Annotated in this window: 17 protein-coding genes; 10 read left to right on the forward strand and 7 right to left on the reverse strand. The window is 61.3% G+C overall.

Annotated elements, in window-relative coordinates; all coding sequences use genetic code 11:
- Positions 1–390 precede the first annotated feature (390 nt).
- Complete coding sequence (locus HZC36_12510; protein ID MBI5707798.1) at positions 391–1,671, reverse strand: hypothetical protein; 1,281 nt, start codon at positions 1,669–1,671, stop codon at positions 391–393.
- A 570-nt stretch (positions 1,672–2,241) separates the two neighbouring features.
- Between HZC36_12510 and HZC36_12515 the strand changes: the two genes are divergently transcribed.
- The 3 genes from HZC36_12515 (at position 2,242) to HZC36_12525 (ending at position 4,190) form a co-directional block, all read left to right on the forward strand.
- Entirely contained in the window at positions 2,242–2,766 is a 525-nt protein-coding gene (locus HZC36_12515) for a ribonuclease H-like domain-containing protein (GenBank protein MBI5707799.1), read from the forward strand.
- A gap of 33 nt (positions 2,767–2,799) precedes the next feature.
- Positions 2,800–3,819, forward strand: coding sequence for an SIR2 family protein (locus HZC36_12520; protein MBI5707800.1), 1,020 nt, complete (start codon positions 2,800–2,802; stop codon positions 3,817–3,819).
- Positions 3,820–3,986: 167 nt separating this feature from the next.
- Positions 3,987–4,190 (forward strand): hypothetical protein, encoded by a 204-nt coding sequence (locus tag HZC36_12525; protein ID MBI5707801.1) that lies wholly within the window; start codon positions 3,987–3,989, stop codon positions 4,188–4,190.
- A gap of 118 nt (positions 4,191–4,308) precedes the next feature.
- Here the strand turns inward: HZC36_12525 and HZC36_12530 are convergent, their stop codons facing one another.
- Both HZC36_12530 and HZC36_12535 read right to left on the reverse strand, forming a co-directional pair.
- Complete coding sequence (locus HZC36_12530; GenBank protein MBI5707802.1) at positions 4,309–4,716, reverse strand: hypothetical protein; 408 nt, start codon at positions 4,714–4,716, stop codon at positions 4,309–4,311.
- A complete protein-coding gene (locus HZC36_12535; protein ID MBI5707803.1) occupies positions 4,716–5,270 on the reverse strand; it encodes a hypothetical protein in 555 nt (184 codons plus the stop codon). The genes HZC36_12530 and HZC36_12535 overlap by 1 nt, the downstream gene beginning before the upstream one ends.
- A gap of 57 nt (positions 5,271–5,327) precedes the next feature.
- On the opposite strand from HZC36_12535, the gene HZC36_12540 reads away from it, so the two are divergent.
- Positions 5,328–6,146 (forward strand): phytanoyl-CoA dioxygenase family protein, encoded by an 819-nt coding sequence (locus HZC36_12540; GenBank protein ID MBI5707804.1) that lies wholly within the window; start codon positions 5,328–5,330, stop codon positions 6,144–6,146.
- 32 nt (positions 6,147–6,178) lie between these two features.
- The gene (locus HZC36_12545) at positions 6,179–8,425 is read left to right on the forward strand and encodes a penicillin acylase family protein (protein ID MBI5707805.1); all 2,247 of its coding nucleotides are present in this window, start codon (positions 6,179–6,181) and stop codon (positions 8,423–8,425) included.
- A 339-nt stretch (positions 8,426–8,764) separates the two neighbouring features.
- On the opposite strand, the gene HZC36_12550 is transcribed toward HZC36_12545, so the two are convergent.
- Positions 8,765–10,051 (reverse strand): exo-alpha-sialidase, encoded by a 1,287-nt coding sequence (locus tag HZC36_12550; protein MBI5707806.1) that lies wholly within the window; start codon positions 10,049–10,051, stop codon positions 8,765–8,767.
- A 47-nt stretch (positions 10,052–10,098) separates the two neighbouring features.
- On the reverse strand, positions 10,099–11,178 hold the full coding sequence (locus HZC36_12555; protein ID MBI5707807.1) for a redoxin family protein: 1,080 nt from the start codon (positions 11,176–11,178) through the stop codon (positions 10,099–10,101).
- A 168-nt stretch (positions 11,179–11,346) separates the two neighbouring features.
- On the opposite strand from HZC36_12555, the gene HZC36_12560 reads away from it, so the two are divergent.
- Entirely contained in the window at positions 11,347–12,396 is a 1,050-nt protein-coding gene (locus HZC36_12560) for a hypothetical protein (GenBank protein ID MBI5707808.1), read from the forward strand.
- A gap of 126 nt (positions 12,397–12,522) precedes the next feature.
- Positions 12,523–12,981 carry a c-type cytochrome gene (locus HZC36_12565; protein ID MBI5707809.1) on the forward strand — a complete coding sequence of 153 codons (459 nt, stop codon included), beginning with the start codon at positions 12,523–12,525 and terminating at the stop codon, positions 12,979–12,981.
- Positions 12,982–13,217: 236 nt separating this feature from the next.
- Here the strand turns inward: HZC36_12565 and HZC36_12570 are convergent, their stop codons facing one another.
- On the reverse strand, positions 13,218–13,574 hold the full coding sequence (locus HZC36_12570) for a cupin domain-containing protein (GenBank protein ID MBI5707810.1): 357 nt from the start codon (positions 13,572–13,574) through the stop codon (positions 13,218–13,220).
- 59 nt (positions 13,575–13,633) lie between these two features.
- On the opposite strand from HZC36_12570, the gene HZC36_12575 reads away from it, so the two are divergent.
- Positions 13,634–14,341, forward strand: a complete 708-nt coding sequence (locus tag HZC36_12575; protein MBI5707811.1) for an SUMF1/EgtB/PvdO family nonheme iron enzyme — start codon at positions 13,634–13,636, stop codon at positions 14,339–14,341.
- A gap of 135 nt (positions 14,342–14,476) precedes the next feature.
- Here HZC36_12575 and upp read toward each other — a convergent pair whose 3' ends face one another.
- Positions 14,477–15,097 carry a uracil phosphoribosyltransferase gene (upp, locus tag HZC36_12580; protein MBI5707812.1) on the reverse strand — a complete coding sequence of 207 codons (621 nt, stop codon included), beginning with the start codon at positions 15,095–15,097 and terminating at the stop codon, positions 14,477–14,479.
- Positions 15,098–15,259: 162 nt separating this feature from the next.
- On the opposite strand from upp, the gene glmU reads away from it, so the two are divergent.
- Positions 15,260–16,657, forward strand: a complete 1,398-nt coding sequence (gene glmU / locus HZC36_12585; protein MBI5707813.1) for a bifunctional UDP-N-acetylglucosamine diphosphorylase/glucosamine-1-phosphate N-acetyltransferase GlmU — start codon at positions 15,260–15,262, stop codon at positions 16,655–16,657.
- Positions 16,657–17,625: a ribose-phosphate pyrophosphokinase gene (locus HZC36_12590; GenBank protein ID MBI5707814.1), complete on the forward strand. Its 969-nt coding sequence runs from the start codon at positions 16,657–16,659 to the stop codon at positions 17,623–17,625. Before glmU ends, HZC36_12590 begins: the two co-directional genes overlap by 1 nt.
- Position 17,626: the final 1 nt, after the last annotated feature.

The raw sequence follows: 17,626 nt of genomic DNA on the forward strand, positions 1-17,626 counted from the left end.
GTTAGGAATAGCGAGGGGGAGGGACAGGGTGGGGGTGACTCCCAATCTCCGGTTTGGTTCCCTCTCCTTCGCGGGGTCTGAGCTTGGGTGTTTTCTGGTTTGGAGTAGCGAGGGGGAGGGACAGGGTGGGGGAGTCTTCTTCGGCCTTCTCGCCCTTCACCCTGCGCCCTGCACCCTTCGCCCTGCACTCCCACCCGGCCTAAAGGCCACCCTCCCCCGCGTCGAGAAGGTCTGGGGTGGTTGGGGGGTTGGGTGGACGCAGGAGAGGGGAGAGCCTCCTCACCCCGCACCCTGCACCCCCACCCGGCCTAAAGGCCACCCTCCCCCGCGTCGAGAAGGTCTGGGGTGGCCAGGGGTTGGGTGGACGCAGGAGAGGGGAGTGCCCAAGCTTCACGACCCCAGACCCCAGACCCCAGACCTCCCCCAATTGCGAACCAAAACGGGGGAGGGGCACACCCAGCATCGCTTCATCTCTTCACCGCTCGGCTCTGTTTCGGACACTTCCGGTTTGGACTCCTTGCTGGCCCCCTTGCCGCTGCCGCCGATGCGGTAGGTCAGCCCGATGAAGAGTTTGGGCCTCTCATACGACTCGTAAGTTGAGAGTTGATCCGTGAAAATCTCCTGCCCCTTCTTCAGTCCCTTCAGCCGCATGACCGGGATCCAGGATAGGCCGGCCGTGAGCACCACAGAATCCTGATCCCCCAGGAACAGCGAGACGCCCGCGTAAGGCGAGAGATTGAATGTCCCTGAGGTCGAACTGCCGAACCCTGCGCCGAGCGTGAACCCCCAAGCATTGATCGGCTTGATCTTGTCTCTGAAAACTCCTGTGATCGGCATCGCGATGCTGATCATGCCTGAGAGTTGGGTGCTGACGGTCTGCTGGCCGTTCTTGATGCCGACGACGTACACCTGCTTGTTGTCGATGACCACGGGGTTGCCGTTCTCATCGAGCTTGGCCGAAGTGTAGTAGTCGGCCCGCGCTTGACTGCTCCAACCGAAGCCCGCGGCGAGCTGGGTGTAGATCGAGACGTTGCTGCTCTTGACCGGTTCAAGCCCGCTGATTTCGGTCTTCGGAGCGCCAAGTGGAACCTGGTTGCCGTCCTTGTCAAAGGTGTATTCCGAAGTCGTCGTTAGGGTTTGGCCGTTGGGCAGCTTCTTGGTCTCGACGGTCTTGCGGTACTGGTTCTTCCCGTCTGCGATTCTGCGCAGTTCGGACCACGTTGCCGTGGGCTTTCCGTCCTCGCCGAGGTTTGCCTGCTTGGAGTTGATGGCGTAGGCCTGGGCGCTTGAGACGACGACGGCCAGTTCTCCCTCGGCGACCTTCTTCTGTTTGGCGTCGGTCTCTGTGAATGTGGCGTCAAATCGGTCGAACGCGTCCAGGCTCGCGAGGTTCTTCGCACCCTTCTTTACGGAGACCTTGAGCGTCACCTGGATCTTGTGGCCCGCGCCGAGGTCGCGTGTCTGTTCGAGCGAAACCGCGCCGCCAGTGTCTGCCAGGGCCGTGAGCGTGTCCGAGCTGAAGGCCTTGACGAACAGGGTCATGATTTGGGCCGATGTGTCTTTCAAGCCCAGGGCGAGGGGTCCGGGACCTTGCGCCGGGACGGTTTGGTGGCCAATGCAAACGAGGATGCCGAGCGTGAATAGGGCTCGAAGCTTGTGGTGATGAAACATAGGGTCCTCCCATTGCCGCCCTCAGGCGCTTTTGGCACGCGGCGTCGGCGTCCTGACCGGCATTGAAGAGCAGTATGGAGATGCCGGAAAGAGGTAAGTCAATGGGAATAAACTGTAATGTTTGAGGTGGAGTGGAAAGAGTTGTGCTGGGGAAAGGAGAGTAGGGGAGAAGTGAACGCGCTGCGCGATGTGCGATACGCGATGGGGGAAGCCCCCACCTCGCCCCAACGGGGAGAGGACGGTAAGCGAAGCGAACCGGGTGAGGGGGTGATTTCCACCTCGCCCCAACGGGGAGAGGTCGGTAAGCGAAGCGGACCGGGTGAGGGGGAATCCACCACCTCGCCCCAACGGGGAGAGGACGGTAAGCGCAGTGAACCGGGTGAGGGGGAGGATGGCGCGACACGCGATGTGCGATACGCGACGGGGGAATCCACCACCTCGCCCCAACGGGGAGAGGACGGTAAGCGTAGCGAACCGGGTGAGGGGGTTCCTCCCCAAATCGTAAATCGTAAATCTTCAATCGTCAATCCCCCCGGCTCCCTCTCCCGCTATATCCTGCCGGACCACCTGATGGAGCTCTGCTTCGACCTGGAGGGCATCTCCACGCTGATCACCTTCAACGGCGACCGCTTCGATATCCCGTTCCTGCTGGCGATCCCCGAGGTCCGGGCGGTGTTCCCGCGCTATTCGCTGGACCTTTATCGCCTGGCGGCCGAGGTGGACCTAAAGCGCAGCCAGGCCTCGATGGAGGCGCTGCTGGGCATCCGGCGGGAGGCGGCAGCCGAGGCGGTCTCGGGCAAAGACGCCCCAGGGCTCTTCGAGGCTTGGATGGAGTTGGAGGGGAGAGGATATGACCCGGGTGCTCAGGTATTCGGGTGCTCAGGTGTTCAGGTCTTCGGGGGTTCAGGTGATCAAGACCGGCTTACCTCCGCCCATCATCCCTTCACCCCATCATCTCTTCACTCCGCGTCGCCCCACCCCGGCCAAACGCTGCTGGACTACCACAAAGCCGACATGCTCTCCATGCCCGCGATCCACGGGTTCCTGTTGGGAGAGGTTGGGAGGAGGTTGAGGAAGGTGGTGTTGGGAGTATGAGGGGGTAGAGGTAGAGGCATACTTACGCAGATCATGAAACTCGTTTTGTTGTTTGGAGCTGGAGCCTCTCACGACTGCGCAGACGATAGAATGGCCGACGTCAAGGAGGCCTTCCGACCTCCCTTAGTTGGAGGCCTCTTCGGCAATACACCGGAATTCGGAGGCCTCTTGGCGAAGTACCCCGGCGCTGAGGCGCTCGCCCCTGACATTCGGGCCGCTCTGTCAGATACGATCGGCATTGAGGCGCTCTTCGCGAAGTACGCGACTCATCAGAACGAGATCATTAGGCGACTCTTTATTGAGGTCCCTTTCTATCTCTCCGACCTTCTCTTGGAGGTCAGTAATAGCTTCGTCGCTCACGGGGCGACCCGTTACGACCAACTCTTGGTGCAGATAGAAGAAGCTAACATATCTGATGCGCTATTGCTTACCGTGAATTACGACGAGCTCATAGAGCGCGCATATCGTCGACTGTACCGCACTGACTTTCCCACTGTTGACAGTTGCCTAACCGCGAACCGCAACAAGCCATTGATAAAGCTCCATGGCTCGGTTTCCTGGGCCCGAATGCTCGCACACCAAGTAGGGGGCGGAAGCATTATGGAGGCCATTGAGAAGGTTGAGGTCCCCCTTGCGTTTGACCAAAGTTTCTTGCGTATTGCGCCCAGCGACAGGAAGTACTGGAGACAGGGTTCTCGCTTCTGCTACCCGGCAATCGCTCCGCCCGTACAAGGGAAGACTGATTTTAGGTGCCCGGACACTCACCTAACACTCGCAAGGCGGCAACTCAAAGAGGCCACTCATCTGATCGTCGTTGGCTTCAGCGGGCTCGATCCCCATGTTGTGGGCTTGTTTTCTGAGTGCGAACAGCTTGAGCGGGCTTTCTTTATCAGCTTGAACTCTGCTGAGGCGCAAAAGACCATCGACCGATTCTCGCAATATTGTCCGGATACCTTCGGGAAGTCCTCCCCTGTAAAGCTGGAGGCCTTTGATACAACCTTTGCACGGGCTCTTAGGAGCCGAGAGCTCTCAAACTTCTTAGGCCCTTCTTAGCCTCTCGTCATCGTCCCACCCCCAGGCACGTAATTCGGGATGACGCTAAGGGGAGGGATAGAGGATGGGAGAGGAAAGGGGATGAGGAAGGATAGGGATTAGGACCCCAATGCCTGGGACCCAGTCCCGGCAGGATCGACAACCAGGGGCATAATGGTTGCAAGGCCGTGGGACGCTATCTTGAGCCCGATCAGTTTCAGCGGATGAAGAGCATGCTCTTTTGCCTCGCCTTCGTGACCCTGAGCTTCATCGTCTATGAAGTGTTCGGGAAAACGGCCTGGCTTATTGGGCTGGCGATCTGCAGCGCCCCCTTCGCCATCTTCCTGATCTGGAGGCTGGCCGTGTACTTCCAGCGACGGCGAAGGTGCTGAGGCAAGCAAGAGGGGACCAAACCCTTCGTCATCGTCCCACCCCCAGGCACGTGATTTGTGATGACGCTAAGGGGAGGGATAGAGGATAACGGATAAGGGATAGCCGGACCAGATTCCCCTATCCGCTTTCTTTCTCCGCCAGCCATTCCCCGACCTTGGGGCCAAGCCACATGCCGAGATAGGGAAAGGCCTCGATGATCGCAATGCTCGCCCGGTCGGCAAGCACGGGGTCACGGGTCAGCGCCATCACCACCGGGCGGGAGACATACACCCCCACAACCCCCATCAGCAGCGAACCGACCCACGCCGCGAGTTTTCTTGGCTTCCACCCAAAGATCAGTCCAAAAACGACGCCCGAGGCCATCCCGGCCATCAGGTGCAGCGTGAGAATCCAGACCTGGTCCGGCTCGCTGAGCCCCGTCCGCCCCGCCCAGACCAGGTTGAACCGGACACCGCCCAACAAGATGCCGTAGGTGCCGCCATAGAGCAGCGCCGCCGCAACCCTCAGTTGCCTCTTCTCAAACATCAGGGGTTGCCCTTGATCGGCTTGCCGTCGAGCAGGATTTGGTTCACGGCGGTGACCGACGACACACCCCGCCAGCCCTTGGGTGTGGAGGTCCAGACCCAGTCGGAGGTCCTGAGCGATTCGAACATGTGCTCCTTGCCGTCGGGGTTGTTGAACCCCCCGGTGGCCTTCATCATGTAGCGAATCTGCACCATGCCCTTCCCGCCGGAGACCGAAAGCTTGGTGATCTGTGCCTTGAAGCCCACGAGTTTGCTGATTGAGCGAACCTGCTGGGCATAGGTGGCGAGGATGTCCTTGCGGCTCACCGGCTTGTCTTCTCGGGAGTCTTTGGCGGTGTAGGTGGCGAGCGTGTAGGTTTCAAAGACCTTGGCCGCCGCGTTGACATCGAGCTTCTTCCAAGCGGCGATGTATTCGTTCATGAACTTGTTGACCGTGGCCCTCAGAGCGCGCTCTTTGGGGCCTTCTGGCGTTGGCAAAGCAGCAGCGGCCATCGCGAGCAACATCGGGATGGCGATGAGGAACTTGAGAGGGCGGTGGAGGGTGAAGGACCGCATGGAACTTCGGGAATGCTACCCGTCCGGCAGGATCGGCTATAGTACGTCCCAACCGCCATGGAACCCTCAACCCTTCCCGATTTGTCGGGCGATTACGTTCTCGTTGCCGACGCCGTCGCAGCCTATCGCCGCGAAGGCCACGTCACTCTGCGCGGACTCTGCGCGCCAGGGGAGATCGCACCCTATGCCGAGGCGATCCGGAGCGCAGTCAGACGACTCAACAGCGAGAGCAGGCCCCTTGCAGAGCGGGACACCTATGGCAAGGCGTTTCTGCAGACCATGAACCTTTGGCGGGACGATGCTGCCGTGGCGCGGTTCACGCTTGCGCGGCGGTTCGCCAAGGTCGCGGCGGAGTTGATGGGGGTCCCGGCGGTCCGGCTCTACCACGATCAGGCGCTGTTCAAGGAGGCCGGTGGTGGCCACACACCCTGGCACCAGGACCAGTTCTATTGGCCCTTGGAATGCAAGGCGGTCACGATGTGGATGCCCCTGGTGGACGCCGACACAGCGATGGGGACGATGAGCTTCGCGAGCGGTTCACAGGTCGAGGGCTATATGAAGGCGCTCAAGATTTCTGATGAGTCGGAGCAGTTCTTCGCGGACTTCATCCATGCGAAGGGCTATCAGGTACAGCCGAGCGGTCTGCTAAAGGCCGGGGATGCCACGTTTCACGATGGCTGGGTGCTTCACGCCGCCGGACCCAACACCTCGGACCGAGCCCGCGAGGCGATGACGATCATCTACTTCGAGGATGGGGCCAAGGTCATTACGCCCGACCATCCGAACAGAGAGAACGACCTGAAGACCTGGTTCCCTGGGCTCGCGCCGGGGGACTTTGCCGCAAGCGATCTGAATCCGGTCGTCTACTCAAGATAATTGCCGGGCTGGCGGGTCAGAATAGGGCCGCGATGCTCGCGACCTTAGCCCTTGCCGTTGCAACGCTGCTTAGTCAGCAGACACAAGCCCCAGCCCCGATCGAGCGGGATGAGTTCGGGGTCCCGCACATCTTCGCCAACTCCTGGGAGGATGGGTTCTATCATGCCGGATACGCGGTGGCGGAGGACCGCCTCTGGCAGATGGAGCAGAGCCGCAGGCTGGCGCGGGGCAAGCTCGCCGAGGTGTTTGGCAAGGACTTTGCGGCCTCCGACCGCGACATTCTGAAGACCGCCTACACCGACCAGGAGCTTCAGCAGCAGTTCGACAAGCTCGCGCCAAGGGCCAAACTCGCGTTCGATTCCTATGCCAAGGGGGTAAACGCCTATATAGACGCGGCGACAAAGAAAGGCTCGCTGCCCCCAGGCTATGCCGCTGCTGGGTTCAGGCCTGAGAAGTGGACAGTACTCGATTCTGCCGCCATCACGATCCGTCTGTTTCAGCTCTTCGGGCGGCGGGATGCCGGAGAGATTCGCAACTGGGCACTGCTCACCTACTTGAGCTCCCAACCGGTCAAGGAGCAAGCGCTGGACGCCTTCGACGACTTCCTTTGGCAGAACGACCCCGCCTCGCCGACGACGGTGCTTCCGGAGGACGACCTCGGGGCAGATGCACGGCCCCGGTTCCCCAAGCTGACTCGGGCAATCACGGAAAAGCACTTGACGGCGCTGCCAAAGGTGGGGCTCTTCGACCTGCTTCCCGCGCTCAAGCTGGCGCAGGCCGAGAGGACCAGCACGCTGGTCGCGCAAAAACTCGGCGCGCCCTTTAAGGCCGGAAGCTACGCGATCGTGGTGGGCAAGGAGCGCTCTGCGACCGGTTGGCCGATGCTCTTGAACGGGCCGCAGATGGGCTTTTTCAACCCGGCGATCGTTCACGAGTTGTCGATGGCGGGACCGGGGCTGAACGTCGTGGGGATGGACGTTCCCGGGGCGCCAGGCGTGGCCATTGGGCACACCGCGGAGCTGGCCTGGGGGCTGACGTCCGGGGTGGCGGACACCGACGACGTGTTCCTTTTCAAGGCCTCTGGAGCGGATGGGTACCTGGACGGGGAGCAGACGAAGAAGCTCACGGTGGTTCGCCGAACGCTCAAGATCAAGGGCCAGCCGGATGAAACCGTGGAGCAGAAGAGGACGGACGTTGGACCGGTCATCCACACCGCCAAAGGCTTCTTGTTTTCGAACCGCTCGGCCTCCTGGATGCGCGAGTTGGACTCAATCCAGTCCATCTATGGACTCCTCGATGCGCGTGAGCCGAAGGACCTCGATGGGGCGCTCTCGCACGCGACGATGAACTTCAACTTCTTCTTCGCCTTCCACGGCGGCCCGATCGGGTATCGCTATTTGGGCCTCATTCCAGATAGGGCGGAGGGTTGGGACCCCCGGCTGCCGGTGATGGGGAGTCCGGAGAGCGCTTGGAAAGGGTTTATCTCCTCGGCGCAGATGCCAAGGGTGGACAACCCCAAGGGCGGCCTGATCACCAACTGGAACAACAAGCCGGCAAGCTGGTTCCCAAACTTCGATTCGCCGGCTTGGGGCAGGCTGTTCCGGGTGGACGCCCTGAACCAGGCGCTCGACAAGCCAAAGCTCTCCCTTCAGGACCTCGAATCGGCGATCTGGACCATCGCGCGGACCGAGGCGACGGCCTATGCCTTCATGCCGCTCATCAAGCAGCAACTCAAGGAATCGGACGGGGAGGGCGCTGTAGGGGACGCGATCCAGTACCTGCGTGCATTTGATGGCAGGCAGTTTGAAGGGAGCGTTTCGGCGACCGTATTCGACGCCTTCATCGACGCCCTTCGCAATGAGGTCTTCCTTGGCACGACCGGCAATTTCCTTTCGCCCGGCGTGTTCCGTCTCGCCGCCCAACCGAGCGTGATTTTGAACGCGCTGCAGGGCAACACTGAAGTCAAATACCTGAAGGGTAGGTCCGTCGCCGAGGTGTTCAAGGCCGCCGCGACGAAGGCGGCGTCGACACTCGAACAGAGGCTCGGCGCCGATGCGGCGCTTTGGCGATTCCGCCCGGGGTCGATTCCGGTGCCTGGCGAGCCGCCCATCCCCTACAACAATAGGGGGTCGTATATTCAGGTGGTGGAGCTGCGGGCGACGGTCCGGGGCAGGAACGTGCTTCCTCCAGGCGTCGCCGAATCGGGTCCGCACAGCAAAGATCAGGCGCCGCTCAGTCGGGCGTGGCAGTTCAAGCCGATGAAGATGCGGCCGTTCTAGGGGAGGGTGCGTGGTGCGTAGTCCGTGGTCTCTAGTCTGCGGCGTCATGGAACTGCGCCCCAAAAGCCTCTCGTCATCGTCCCACGCCTAGGCACGTGATTTGTGATGACGAATGGAAAGGCCCATGTGGGATGCCAAGCCCCAAAAGCCTCTCGTCATCGTCCCACGCCTAGGCACGTGATTTGTGATGACGAATGGAAAGGCCCCTGTGGGATGCCAAAAGTGGCCCACACGGAGCCTGCGGCCCCTTCACCCGGTTCACTGCTTTCACAGACCTTGCCCACGGGTTGTGAGGTGGTTCGCCAGACCACGAACCACGGACCACTTGCCTTCTTCCTCTCACTTCCCAGCCAAACTCTTCTTCCCGACAAATAGCTCCCCTGAGAACCCCCAGCCCTCGGTTTGGCCGGGGTTTTCGGTCCAGGTGATCCAGACGCTGTTGCCATCGGAACAGCATCCGATGAAGTCGAGCGGCGGTCTTTCGCAGGCCCAATCGTGGCTCACCCTCTCGCTTGCCGAAAACGAAGCATCGGAAACAGTCCAAGAGGCGTAGCGCGTTTGCCAGAGACCGACGCGCTTGTTGTTGGTGTTCTTCTGCCCACTTCGGTTATCGATAAACGCCAGGTGGACCCGCCCTTTGGGGTCGGCGGAAACCCAAGGAAGGGTCTGAACGTAGTTGGAGACCGTCGAGTTCCGGTCCCGGCTCATCCGAAAGGACCGGATGGCCGATTCGAGCTCCTTGCCGGAAAGGCACGGCTTGCTCTCCCCCCAGGTCTTGCCGCCGTCTTTGCTGACCCTGAAATAGGCCAGAAGAGGGTGTTCTGTGGCCCCGTCCACTTCGACCTCGGCATAGTCCTGATAGATCGCCATGACGGTGTCCTTGCCCACCGCCACCACGCTGCCCAGCATCCAACGCTCTTGAGTGTCCCCGAGCGAAGGATGGGTCGCGCCGATCATGGCGTGGTTGCCCCAGGTCTTGCCGCCATCGTCGCTCGAGGCGAACATGTACTTGTCGATGTGCTCGTAATCGAAGCTCACAGCCCAAGCCGCGTAGATTCGCCCTCCAGTCCCCACCGTCAGGTAGGGATCCACCGCGTATTCGCCCTCGGAACCCTTGTCCACGCGCGCGATGGTCTTGAATGATTCGCCTTGGTTGCTTGACGAGGCGTAGAAGATGCCTTTGGACTTCGGCCCGCCGATGTAGCCGTCCGAGTAGTTAAACCCGATCTCGCCGGTGATTGGGTTCACGACGATCCACTCCCGGTCATAGGGCCCGTCGATCCTCCCGACCTTGCGGATGGTTTTCCCATAGTCGGACGACCTCACCACCTGAATGCCCTTGACCCCCGGCACCAGGTAGGTGATGTAGAGCTTCCCGTCGGGGCCGATCGCCGAGGTGACGTCGCAGAAAGAGTCTGGCAGGTCGTGGCTCATACCGAAAGTCGCGCCGAAATCTCCGCTGACGTAGAGTTTGCAGGGCTGGTGGGCCGTGGCGTAGACGTTTCCCCTGCCGTCGGTCGAGACGAAGGACTCGCCCCCCTGCCCAAGTTTCTTGATGTCGGACCACTGGGCAGGGGCGGTAGCGGCAACGAAGATCGAGGCGACAATGGACGCGGTTCGTGTCATGGTTCACTCACTTTCTGCCAGGACACTCCGGGTCCCGCAGAGCCCGCTTACTTCTTGTACATCGCCAGCCGGTCGGTCAGCTCTTTGAGCACGGAGGCTTCGAAGCCTTTGGTTGCCTTGGCTGCGGCGACGGCTTTGGTGCCGCTCGCGATTGCGGCCTGCTTGTTGCCGGACTTGAATTGGGCTAGCGCGAGCGTATCGAGCGAATAAGCGTCGTTGCCACCCATCTCGGCCACGGCTTTTTGGGCGATCCGCGCTGCCAGCGCGTAGTCCGGCTTCTTTAGGGGGGCATCGGGGTCGACGATGCTCCAGGCAATGCTGTTGAGCGCCACGCCGTTCTCCTTGTAGGCCCCGTTGGAGAGCTTCTCGCCATAGGCTTGGGCGGCGGCTTCGTCGTAGCGGAGCATGTACGAAAACTTGGCCATGCCTAGCTGCTCCTCCATTGCGGGATCGTCCGCCAGTGCCTTGTCCAGTATGGAGACGGCTCCTCGATAGTCCTTCTTCTGGAGCGCATCGCTTAGCGAATTGCTGAGCGCCATCTGCTTCTTCATGGCGCGCTGCTTGTCCGCCTCAGCCTGCTTGGCAGCAGCCATGTCGTACTTGCCTGCGAGTACTTTGTCGAGCACCTTGTCGAGTCCGTCCATCGGGTGGCCGATCCACACGATCTTCTGGTTCTTGTCCACGACGAAGGCCGCAGGGATGCCGTTCTGATTGGCGGCGGCCATCCAGGTCTTGGCCATCGTGCCCTCGAAGCCATCGGCGGCGACGTTGTAGTCCATCTTTGCGCCAAACTCCTTGACGAACTTGGCGACTTTGGAAAGGTGGGAGTTGCTCTTGAGCTTCTGCTCCTCCCAGACACTGACGCCCACGAAGTCCACCTTGCCCTTGTACTTGTGGGCAAGCTCGGTCAGGTGGGGGATGCTTTCCTTGCATGGGCCGCACCATGTGGCCCAGAATTCGACGACGTGGACCTTCCCGTCGGCCAGGCTCACGGGGCCACCCTTGATCCACTTGGCCACCTTGAGGGCCGGCGCAGACGATCCCACGCCGAGGTCGCCGGCGAGCACGGACGAGGAAATCGCGGCAGCGAGAATTGCGAGCGAAAGCAGTTTAGAAAGCGGTCTCATGGTGTCACCTCTTGGGGCGCGCCCAACGCGGGCGCTTCTGCCAGTTAGTACGAATCTGAGGCGAGATTCGTTACGTTTGGAGGGCTCGGCTAAAATACGACTTGGCGGCCAGGTTGAGCTCATTTCCAAGGGCCCATCTGACCGCTTGCCGAACCTCAGGATAGAACCATGTTCACGACCCTCTTGTGCGCAATCGCTCTTCAGCCGCTTGGCGGCCCCGTCCCAACCCCGACGCAAGGCAACGACGTGAAGGGCCAGGGCCAGCTCGTAGGGATCAACGGGGACTTTGGCGCGATCTACAGCCTCAAAAACGGCTTCAACGTGGCCATCTTGAGCGCAAGGTACACCGTCGAGCCGTTCGACTGCTACGCGTTGCCGGTCCTTCAGGGCGACCAAAAGTTCGTCGTCCTCGACATTGCCGTCAAGAACGCCAAACCGGAGGACAACTTCCTGGATACTTCCGGGTTCATCAAGGTGATCGACACGACGGGGAAGATCTACGACAGCACGAACTACCGGTTGGAGAGCAAGGGCGCCGAAGCTCCCGACACAACCCTCAGGCCTGGCCAAGGCCTCGGGCAAAAGGAGCTCAAGGATCCGTTTAGGGTGGCTTTCCCGGTGGATGCCAAGGCCGTGATCAACAAGATCATGATCAACCAGGGCAGGCTGAACACGAACGAGCAGGTGGTTCGGTTCATGATGTCGGAGCCGCCCAAACCGGACGCCACCACCAAGCCCAAGAACTTCATTGCCGCCCTCCCAGACGGCGTCCGAGAGAGCGGCGACGCCTGGGGCGCCATCGCAATGGCAGAAGGGAAGGGCGCAATCGGGGTGAGCGTTCCCAGCGGTGCGTTTGGGCTCAAGCTTGAATCGCTTGCGGCCTCCGATGCCGCGAAGTTCAACGGTGAGCCTCCCGCGGAGGGGAAGAAGTTCTGGGTGGCCACTTTTGTTGTGACTGGGCTCGTGACCCAGAACTTAACGATGTACGAGGTCACTGGGGGAGATCAACCCAGTTTTGAGCTCAGCGACGCCGACGGCGAGCGATACAAGCCGCTCGGCTACCGTAAGGCCAAGGCGGATGAGGAACCTGAGCATGAGTTCAGAAAGGGCGACCAATACACTTTCCGCGTGTTATTCGAGGTCCCCGCAGACGCGAAGTTCAAGAAGTTCGTGTATGGGACTTGGAATAGCCAAAAGTGGGCCGTCCATCTGAACTGAGAGTCCTCCGACGGTGCCGTGGTTCCAGAAGCCCGTGGGTTTGTTTCGGGCGGCGAAATGGGCTAAAGTATCGGCTCTGGGTTCATCGCCCGCGGGGCGTGAACCCGAGATCGGAGACTTGTTCAGATGACTAGATTCTTCTTGTTTGCCGCCTGCCTGGCGGTTCTTTGTGTCGGCTGCTCGGGCGGTGCCACGTCTGAAGCCCAAGACGAAAAGCCCGTCTCCCAATCGGGAGAGGGTGCGACGCCGAAGCCCGATGAAGGGACGAGCGGAGGGGCTGAGGCAGCAGCAGGAGGCGGTGAATCCTCCTTCGCTGAGGTGGCAGCCATCTTCAATGAGTCCTGCGTTAAGTGCCACTCCGGGCCGGGCGCAAAGGGCGCCATCGACCTCTCGACCTACGACGGGGTAATGAAGGGCGGAGAGGACGGGGCCATCGTGACGGCGGGCGACGTCGAGAAGAGCAAGCTTTCGATGGCGCTTCGGGGCAAAGGCGCCAAGCAGATGCCGATGATGGCGGAGCCGCTCCCTGAAGAGAAGATCGCCAAGGTCGAGGCCTGGATCAAAGCAGGGGCGAAGAAGGAATAGGACAAAGGGACAGATGAACCGTAGCCGCAGGTTCCGCGCCTGCGTACCTTCTACCAGATGAACCGTAGCCGCAGGTTCCGTGCCTGCGTCTCTTCTACCAGATGAACCGTAGCCGCAGGTTCTGTGCCTGCGTCTCTTCTACCAGATGAACCGTAGCCGCAGGTTCCGAGCCTGCGTGTCTTCTACCAGATGAACCGTAGCCGCAGGTTCCGTGCCTGCGTGTCTTCTTGAAACAGTCAACCCTGCCTGTCGACGCCCATCATCCCAACCGGTGACAGAACGTCCAGGATGAGCGTGTCCTCAATCGCTCGGACCCCATGCTGAAAGTTGGGGGGCAATACGATCACCGTGTGGCCCCCCACTTCCCGCTCTTCATAGTCCCCGCTTCCCAGCTCGCCGAGCTGCCAAAGCACTCGTCCCGAGATCACGAAGGCGATTTGCTCGCTCTCGTGCCGGTGCGGCTCAACCACGCACCCCTCTTTTAGCTCCACGCAGGCCCAGAGCATGTTCTCTCCTTGGATCTTGCGACGGAAAAGGTTGACGATCGGATTGTCCTCGGGGAGCTCAGAAAGCGAGCGAACGGTCGCGGGCATGGGTGGGAGTCTATCCCATCGAGCCTTGCACAACCCAGTCGGAAACCTCCCGGCGGGCCATGGGCGTATCAACCATCACGAAGATGGGCTTTCTCCTTTCGCTGGCATTTCTGGTTGGCGCGCAAGACCGCATCTCGGCGGTTTCGCCGTCGATTGACCTGGTGTCGATCAAAGGGCACGGGGCTGTCAAAGACTTCAAGATCGGCAGATTCGAGGTCACGATGAAGCAGTTCGAGGCCTTCGTGAGGGACGCAGGTTACGACGGTAGGGCGCATCCGAGCAGCAAGTCCTCCGAGCCGTTCCTGTTGGGATGGAGTGCCGGGAAACCTCCTGTCGGAAAGGACCGCTACCCGGTGTGCTATGTGAACTGGCACCACGCCAAAGCCTTCTGCGTTTGGCTTTCGATGAAGTCGGGCCTGAACGTTCACCTCCCGACGGATGCCCAATGGACGCTGGCAGCCTCGGGCGTGCAGGGCAGAACCTACCCCTGGGGCAACGCTTGGGATCCCAAGCGCTGCAACTGGGGCGATGAGGGCAAAGTGGATGGCTACATGGAGTCCGCGCCGGTCGGCAGCTTTCCCAGGGGCGCGACGCCCGAAGGCGTGCTCGATATGGCTGGAAACATCTGGGAGTGGTCTGCGGAAGGCCACTTGCGCGGCGGGCCGTGGTGCATGGACAAGAGCACCGTTCTCTGTACGTTCGTCGCTCACGAAAACACGGAGCGCTGCGACGACAAGTTCGGGCTGAGGATTGCTGTGGGCGGGTAGCCCTGGACTTCTGCCTCTCACCCCTGTTCGCTTCGCTCACGGTCCCTCTCCCCATGGGGGCAAGGTGTTGTTTTCGCTACGGCGCCAGACCCTCGACCCTAAGCCCCGGACCCCAGACCCCAAATCCGATTCACCCTACATCGTCCCATAGAGCCGGTCGCCGAAATCCCCGAGGCCGGGGAGGATGTACTTCCGGTCGTTGAGGCCACGGTCGAGCGCCGCCGTAACGATATCCACATCTGGGTGGTCGGCATTGAGCTTGGCGACGCCTTCGGGCGCTGAAACCACGCTGACCATGGTCACGGACGCGGCCCCATTGGCCTTCAGCAGGGAAATCGCCTGGGAGGCTGAGCCCCCGGTGGCAAGCATTGGGTCCACGCAGAGCGTGTAGCGTCCCGCCAACTTCGGAAGCTTGCAGTAGTAGCTATGCGCGATCGCCGTGTCTTCGTGGCGCTCAAGCCCGATGTAGCCAATCGAAACGTCGGGGAACATCTCGACGATTGGGTCGAGCATCCCTAGCCCCGCGCGAAGGACTGGAACTACCGCCAACCCGGCTCCCAATGTGGACGCCTCGGCCGTTTCGAGCGGCGTTTCGACCGATCCTGCAGTCCTTGGCATCGCACGAGTCGCCTCGATCACCAGAAGCCGCGTGAGGTTGGCGCAGAGGGTCCTGAACTTCTCCGGTGGCGTTTTCTTGTCGCGAAGACCGGCGAGCAAATGGTTCGCCAGAGGGTGGTCGAGCACGAGGAGCGACATGGATTGATTGTGCCCTGTTTGCAGGCTCTTTGCCTTTGCCGGCACACAATCGCAAATGCGCCAAGGCTTTTCCACAGACCCCTTCCTTAAGATAGGGTGAACGTGCTACAAATAGGGTGAGCCTTTGGGACGGCCCGTCCGCCTGCTTGGAGGTCTGCAGCCATGTTAACCGCGAACGCCCACGGGATCATTTTGGCAACGGGTCAAGCCGAAGCCGCCACCGGTGGCATCGCCCCACCGTTGCTGAATGCCTGCGGCACGCCGTTGGTCGAACTGGTGGTTTCGGCCTTTCGGGGCGTCGGCGTTGCGACGCCGACCGTCGTGGTCGAGGAGCCATCGGGACAGGCGATACGTGAGGCGTTGGGAACGGGCGTCCAGATAGCTTGGGCGGACAGGCCCCTTGCCGATGCCGCCGCCCTCAATGCTGCAAGCAGCCTGTTTGAGGAGGCGCGCGGACCTGTCCTCGTCGCGTGCGCGACCACCGGCTTGCTGACCTCCGCAGAGTTGCGGGCCCTTCTGGTTCAGCACGCCGACGCCCGCGCCGCCGCCACGATTGCGACCATGCGGCTTCAGGAACCCTCAGGGCATGGGCGCGTCGTCCGAGACCCTCATGGCAAGGTTGCGCGGGTCGTTCAGGAGCAGGACGCCAACCCTCGAGTGCGCGCCATCCAAGAGATCTGCGCTGAGGTCTACTGTTTCGATGCGCAGGTGCTGTTCGCCATGCTCCCACGGCTGATTGCCGAGCGCGGCGCCGCACCTACGCCTCTGGCCGATATTTTCGAACTCATTTATGAGGCCGGGGGGACGATCGAGACGCACGTCTTCGACGATTCCGGGACGTTCCAGCGTGCAAAGGGCCTCTGGGACCTTGCGGTTCTCACCGGTGTGCTCCGCCAGCGCATCTTGAAGAAGCATTGCGGCCAGGGCGTGCTCATTACAGACTTGGACACAACCTTCATCTGCCACGACGTCGAAATCGGCTCTGGAACGCGCATCGAGCCCATGACCTCGATCCTGGCCGGCACAAAAGTGGGCGCAAGCTGCCACGTCGGCCCGCAGTCGTTCGTCTCACAATCGGTAATCGAGGACGGCGCATCCGTGTTCATGAGCCAGGTGAGCGGCGCGACGGTTAAGAAGGGGGCCAGGGTCGGCCCGTTTGCCAACCTTCGGCCCGGAGCCGTCATCGGCGAGGGCGCGAAGGTCGGAAACTTTGTCGAGGTGAAGAACGCTTCCCTTGGCAAAAAGGCCAGCGTTTCGCACCTGGCCTATATAGGCGATGGAACCGTCGGCGACGAGACCAACATCGGCGCGGGCGTGATCTTCTGCAACTACGACGGGGTTCACAAGAACCGAACGGAAATCGGGGACAACGCATTCGTTGGCTCCAATTCGACATTGATCGCACCGGTGACCATCGGCGATGGCGCGCTGGTTGCGGCTGGAAGTGTGGTGACCCACGACGTCCCGGCCGATGCCGGAGCGTTTGGGCGTTCTAGACAAGAAACGAAAGAGGGGTGGGCCAAGAAATGGCGTCAGCGGAAACAGGTGGAGTCAACTTGATGGAAGGTGTGAGCGAGCTTCATGACATGAAGCTCTTCGCAGGCAACGCGCATCGCGAATTGGGCGTCCGAGTGGCCGAGTATCTCGGCATCGACGTCGGCGCGATGACCGCCACACGGTTCAGCGACGGCGAGATCCGCGTGCTGGTCGATGAGAGCGCGCGCGGCAACGACGTGTTTCTCCTGCAGCCCACCTGCAACCCGGTGAACGACTCTCTGATGGAGCTCCTGATTCTTTTGGACGCCTTTCGTCGAGCCTCCGCGCGGCGCATCACCGTGGTCATCCCCTACTTCGGCTATGCCCGTCAGGACAAGAAGACCAAGCCGCGCGAACCTATCACCGCACGGCTCGTGGCGGACTTGATCCAGGTTGCCGGCGCCCATCGCGTGGTGTGTGTGGACCTGCACGCCGAGCAGATCATGGGCTTCTTCGACATTCCGGTCGACCACCTCTATGCCGGGCCGATCATCGGGCGCTACATGCTGGATCACGGCATGGGCGAGGACGACGTGGCCGTCGTCAGCCCGGACGTTGCCGGCGTGACCCGAGCGCGGGCCCTTGCCGAAATGCTCAAAGCGCCCCTGGCGATCGTCGCCAAACGCCGCCCCGAGCCGAACAAGGTCGACATCATGGAAATCGTCGGCGACGTGGCGGGCAAGAAGTGCATCATGATTGACGACATGATTGACACCGGCGGCTCGGTCATCCAGGGCGCGGAGGCCTTGCTCAAGCGCGGAGCGACCGACGTCATCGTGAGCTGCACCCACCCGGTCCTCTCGGGCAATGCGAGCCAGAGGCTGCAAGACAGCGTGATTTCGCGCGTCATCACCATGGACACGCTGCCGATCCCCAGCGAGAAGATGTTCCCGAAACTCACGGTGCTGCCAATTGCGCCACTGGTCGCCGAGGCGATCCGTCGCATCCACACCAACCGCTCGGTCAGCAGCCTGTTCAACTCCTGGCGCTGAC

Source organism: Armatimonadota bacterium, assembly GCA_016223145.1.
In the GTDB taxonomy this organism is placed as follows: domain Bacteria; phylum Armatimonadota; class Fimbriimonadia; order Fimbriimonadales; family Fimbriimonadaceae; genus Nitrosymbiomonas.